Origin of the sequence: Kitasatospora sp. NPDC091257, assembly GCF_044757675.1 — a bacterium.
GTDB classification, from domain to species: domain Bacteria; phylum Actinomycetota; class Actinomycetes; order Streptomycetales; family Streptomycetaceae; genus Kitasatospora; species Kitasatospora lactacystinica.
This window is the reverse complement of the sequence record NZ_JBIVVI010001247.1, coordinates 1-2,563: the sequence shown is the minus strand read 5'-3', so window position 1 is coordinate 2,563 and position 2,563 is coordinate 1. Positions and strand designations below refer to the sequence as shown.

Annotated in this window: 3 protein-coding genes; 1 reads left to right on the top strand and 2 read right to left on the bottom strand. The window is 77.5% G+C overall.

Annotated elements, in window-relative coordinates; genetic code table 11:
- Nucleotides 1-59 precede the first annotated feature (59 nt).
- Together ACIQOV_RS36885 and ACIQOV_RS36880 are read right to left on the bottom strand one after the other, a co-directional pair.
- Complete coding sequence (locus ACIQOV_RS36885) at nucleotides 60-623, bottom strand: GNAT family N-acetyltransferase (protein WP_401055161.1); 564 nt, start codon at nucleotides 621-623, stop codon at nucleotides 60-62.
- 64 nt (nucleotides 624-687) lie between these two features.
- Nucleotides 688-1,578, bottom strand: a complete 891-nt coding sequence (locus ACIQOV_RS36880; protein WP_401055162.1) for a LysR family transcriptional regulator — start codon at nucleotides 1,576-1,578, stop codon at nucleotides 688-690.
- A gap of 79 nt (nucleotides 1,579-1,657) precedes the next feature.
- Here ACIQOV_RS36880 and ACIQOV_RS36875 point away from each other — a divergent pair, with 79 nt between their 5' ends.
- Nucleotides 1,658-2,389, top strand: a complete 732-nt coding sequence (locus ACIQOV_RS36875; RefSeq protein WP_401055160.1) for a hypothetical protein — start codon at nucleotides 1,658-1,660, stop codon at nucleotides 2,387-2,389.
- Nucleotides 2,390-2,563: the final 174 nt, after the last annotated feature.

Sequence of the window (2,563 nt, the reverse complement as noted above, 5' to 3'; positions counted from 1 at the left end):
GGACCGGGCGGCTCCTTCGGGTCCGCTCCCGGGGCCCGGCCCACGGGCCGGGCGGCCGGTCAGCCCCGCAGGACCGCCAGTTCGACCTCCCGGCCGGTCCCGCCGCCGGGCACCGGCAGCGCCACCCCGGACGGCTCGAAGCCGGCCTTGCGGTACATCGCCTCGGCCCGGGGGTTGTCCTCGTGGACGAACAGCCGCACCCGCTCCACCCGGGGCTCGGTGAGCGACCACGCCCACTCCTGGACGGTCCGGATCAGGTCGAGCGCCAGCCCGGTGCCGCGCGCCCGCGGCCGGACGTAGACGCCGACCACGTGCACCTGGTCGACCTCGACGACGTCGCCCTCCAGGGCCCCGTCCCCGCCGGACCGCTCGACCACTCCGGTCATGGAGCCGAGCCAGGTCCCGTCCTCGGCCTGCGCGACGAACTGCGCCACGTGCGGGTCCGTCGCCGCCCGGGTCGTGCGGTCCCGCCAGAACTCGTCCGGCTTGGCGACGGCCTGCTCGTGGGTCTCCAGGAAGGCCACGGCCGCGACCGGGTCCAGCAGCGCGTCCAGGCGGGTGTCCCTGAGCTGCTGCCACTCGTCGGCCCGCACTCGTCTGATGATCGTCGTACTGGTATTCATCGCGTGATGATGTCATCGGCACCGGCGGCCCGCGCAACCGAATTCGGCGCCTCCGACGGGCCGCTCAGGCCCGGGACCGCGCCAGCAGCCGCGCCAGCAGGGCCGCCGGCCCCTCCGGCAGGCTGCCGTGGACGAGTTCGGTGCGGTGCACCAGCCGGGGCGCGGCGATCGGCGCGTACCCGACCCCCGGTGCCGCCGCGAGCACCGGTTCGGGCAGCAGGGTGAGCCCGTGCCCGGCCGCGACCAGCGCGAGCAGTCCGTGCAGGTCGGTGCCCTGGTAGCGGGTGGCGGGCCGGAAGCCGTCGACGCCCGTGGCCGCGCGCAGCCGGGCCGCCGTCGGGGTGAGGTCGGGGGCGTCCAGCCAGCGGGCGGCGGAGAGGTCGGCGAGCGCGAGGCCGCCGCGGCCGGCCAGCGGGTGGCCGAGGGGCAGCGCGACGGCGACCGGACGCTCGGCCACCGCGACGGTGCGCAGCGGGCCGACGTCGGGCAGCGGCAGCGGGTCGCTGGGCGCGGCCAGCCCGTCGATCAGGGCGAGGTCGACCTCGCCGGTGGCGACCTGGGCGGGCAGCACGTCCTGGGCGAGGACCCGGACCACCGGCTCCGTCAGCGGATGGGCCCGGCGCACCTCGCCGAGCGCACGCCCCAGGGTCGCCCCGACCGCCAGCGGGGTGGCCCCGAGCACCAGCCGGGCGCTCGGGGCGCCGGCCAGGCGCGCGACGTCGGCGCGCGCCGCCTCCAGCCGGACCAGCAGCGGTGCGGCGTGCTCCAGCAGCCGCCGCCCGGCCGCGGTCGGGCCGACCGGCCGACGGGACAGCAGTGTCGTGCCGAGGTCCGCCTCCAGCGCGGCGATCTGCTGGGAGACCGCGGACTGGGTGTAGCCGAGCTCCCGCGCCGCCTCCGAGAAGGAGGCGAGGCGGGCGACGGTGACGAAGGTGCGCAGCTGCTGCGGGTCCACGGCGGTCATCAACCGATCTGATCGATACTTAAGGAATCATCGTTGGCGCTGATCTCGGGTGCGGGGTCAGGATAGCCGCATGACCTACCTGACCCCGCGGATCGCCCTGGTCGGCGACCGCTCCCCCGCCGTCCGCTCGCACGCCCGGATCCCGGGCCTGCTGGCCGCCCTCGCCGAGCACGACCACCTCGTCCTGGACGCCTACTGGATCCCGACCGGGGACGCCGCCGCACCCGGCGCCCTGGACGGCTTCGACGCGGTCTGGCTGCTGCCCGGCAGCCCCTACCGCAGCGAGGCCGGCGCGCTGGCCGCCGTCCGGGCCGCCCGCGAACGCGGCATCCCCTTCCTGGGCACCTGCGCCGGGTTCCAGCACGCGGTGCTGGAGTACGCCCGGAACGTCTGCGGCCTGGCCGGGGCCGTCCACGGCGAGGAGCACCCGGAGGCGGAGCAGCAGGTGATCGCCCCGCTGGCCTGCTCACTGGTCGGCCACGAGGGGGCCGTCGCGATCACCCCCGGGAGCCTCGCCGAGCGGGTCCTCGGCGCCACCCGCACCCAGGAGCGCTACCACTGCGCGTACGGCCTCAACTCCGCCTACCTGGACCGGCTGACCGCGCACGGCCTGCGGTTCAGCGGCGCGGACGCCTCGGGCGAGGTGCGGGTCCTGGAGCTGCCCGGACACCCGTTCTTCCTGGCCTCGCTGTTCCAGCCCGAGCTGTCCGGCGACGGCACCCGGGCACACCCCATGGTCCGCGCCCTGGCCCGCGCCGCCGTGGCGCACGCGGACTCCACGGCGGCGGTGACGAGCGCCTGACCCGACGCCGCGGCGGTGTCGACCACCCGGCCGGACCCCACGGGGGCGGCGACGAGCGCCCGGCCCGACGCCGCACCGGCGGCGCACCGGCGGCGCACCGGCGGCGGCCCCGGCCGGGGCGCCCCGAGCCCGCCTCACATCGGCAGCGACCGCAGCCAGGCCGCCGGCACCGAC